The following is a 2,129-nucleotide window of genomic DNA, read 5'->3' on the forward strand; positions in this document are numbered from 1 at the left end:
CGCCGCTGCGTTACATGGACAAGCCGAGCAAGGACGGCGCGTCGCTCGACTCCTGGTCGGCCGACGCCGGGAACACGGACGTCCACTACTCCTCGGGCATCGCGAACCACTTCTTCTACCTGCTCAGCGAGGGCAGCGGAAAGAAGACGATCAACGGCGTCGACTACGACTCGCCGACCTCGGACGGCTCGACCGTCACGGGCATCGGCCGGGACAAGGCCGAGCAGATCTGGTTCAAGGCCCTGACGACGTACTTCACGTCGAACACCGACTACGCGGACGCCCGCAAGGGCACCGTGAGCGCGGCGACCGACCTGTACGGCGCCGACTCGGCCGAGGTCAAGGGCGTCGAGGCCGCCTGGGCGGGCGTGAACGTCAAGTAACCGCCACCGCACCGCTCCCGGGCCGGATCGGCCTAGGCGACCGCGCTCTGCGTCCCGCGCGCCCCGCCGATGTAGTCCGTGAGCGCCTTGTCGTCGTACACGGAGATGTCGACCGGGGCGCCCTCGGGGATGTCGAAGTCCTTCACCGTCTTGTCGAGCACGGCGCCCGTGCCGGGGGCGCTGAAGGTGCCCAGGTTGTGCGAGGTGCCGCCCGAGGCGTAGGAGATCCGCACGTAGAAGGCGTCGCCGTCGTTCTTGGTGTCGTACACCCACAGCTTCTCGTCGTTCGGGTGGAACTCGACCTTGCCGACGAACGAACCGCCCTGCGTCAGCTCGATCTTGACGCCGTAGCCCCCGGGGTCCTTCGCGAAGTAGGTGTTGTCGAACGGGTCCGTGAGCGCCCCGCCGCTGCACGGGCACGACCCGGTGTCGCGGTAGATGACGGACGCCTTCGGGTTCGGGCTGTAGGCCTGGGCCGGTCCGGCCGCCGTGGCGATCAGGGCGCCGAGCGCCAGTGCCGTGCCCGTGAACAGTCCCGCGAGTCGTCGTACGTTCCTCATCGGTGTCTCCCCCCGCTTGCGCGAACACACCGCACAGCGGTCACCGGCGGCCCGTACACGATGGCAGATCTCATCGGTACGGACCACCCCGCAACGCGCGGAACGCCTCACTCCGCCCGAAACAGGACGAAGACCCCCTCCCGCTCCGGTCCGTCCGGTCCCGCCGGACGCCACCGGGCGCTCACCTCGCCGGCCCCCGCCGCCGGGTCGCCGCTCTCCAGGACGCGCACGATCTCGGCGCGCACGGCGCCCGCACCCGCGTCGAGCCGGGCCCGCACCGTCGGGTCCAACTGGTCGCTGACGCGCTGCGCGTGCGCGGGCACCTCGCCGCGCGCCAGCCGCTCCAGCTCGGTGAGCAGCACCGGGTCGTGCGCGCCGTCGTAGACCCAGCGGTCGCCGAGCACCCCGTGCTCGGTGGTGCCGATCAGGGAGGCCTCGGCGCCGTCGAGCGGGGCGCCGCGGTAGGCCATCGGAACGTGGTACGTGACCGGCTCCGGCCCGGAGACGTCCGTGACCGCCGCGAACTCGAGGCCGACCGCACCGGCCGGGTCGTCGAGCCGGAAGCCGCCCGTGCGCGTCAGCTCGGGCGTGCCGGTGCCCCGGTACCAGGTCTGGCGCGGCAGCCACTGCGTGAGCAGTTCGACCTTGGTCGGCTTCAGCGTGGTGTTGTGGATGATCGACATGCCCCCATCCTCGACGATGACCGACGGGCCACGCCAGGCAACCCGATGGACCGGTGATCCGCGAGCGGCTTACTGTGACGGCCGGTGCCGTCACAACAGGCGGCCTACACGGGGGAGTTCAGTCATGCAGGGCCCGTTGCGGAGCACGTCACCACGGCACGTCGGGCCGTACACGACCCTGGCCCGGCTCGGCGCCGGGGGCATGGGCGAGGTCTTCCTCGCCCGGCCCGACGCGCTCGTCGCGCCCGGGGCCGGGGACCTCGTCGCCGTGAAGGTGATCCGCGCGGAGGCGGCCGGCGACCCGCTGTTCCGGCGACGGTTCGCGCGGGAGGCCCGGAGCGCGTCGACGGTCGACGCGCCCGGCGTGGCCCGCGTCGTGGCCTGCGACACCGACGCGGCGCAGCCCTGGATCGCCACCGAGTACGTGCCCGGGCCCACGCTGGCCGAGGCGGTCGCGGCGCTCGGGCCGCTGCCCGCGGACACCGTCGCGGCGCTCGGCGTCC

At 72.4% G+C, this 2,129-nt stretch carries 4 protein-coding genes; 2 read left to right on the forward strand and 2 right to left on the reverse strand.

All coding sequences use genetic code 11. From position 1 onward, the window contains the following. Positions 1-383: M4 family metallopeptidase (locus tag GTW43_RS15040; RefSeq protein WP_161302409.1), on the forward strand; the 383-nt coding region annotated here is incomplete at its 5' end. A 32-nt stretch (positions 384-415) separates the two neighbouring features. Here the strand turns inward: GTW43_RS15040 and GTW43_RS15045 are convergent. Further along, a complete protein-coding gene (locus GTW43_RS15045; protein WP_161302410.1) occupies positions 416-943 on the reverse strand; it encodes a hypothetical protein in 528 nt (175 codons plus the stop codon). A 107-nt stretch (positions 944-1,050) separates the two neighbouring features. Then, positions 1,051-1,626 carry a 1,4-alpha-glucan branching protein gene (locus GTW43_RS15050; protein WP_161302412.1) on the reverse strand — a complete coding sequence of 192 codons (576 nt, stop codon included), beginning with the start codon at positions 1,624-1,626 and terminating at the stop codon, positions 1,051-1,053. A gap of 124 nt (positions 1,627-1,750) precedes the next feature. Here GTW43_RS15050 and GTW43_RS15055 point away from each other — a divergent pair. Further along, the coding region (locus tag GTW43_RS15055) for a protein kinase (protein WP_161302414.1) at positions 1,751-2,129 on the forward strand (379 nt) is incomplete at its 3' end.

This window comes from Streptomyces sp. SID5785 (genome assembly GCF_009870065.1).
Classification (GTDB): Bacteria; Actinomycetota; Actinomycetes; order Streptomycetales; family Streptomycetaceae; genus Streptomyces.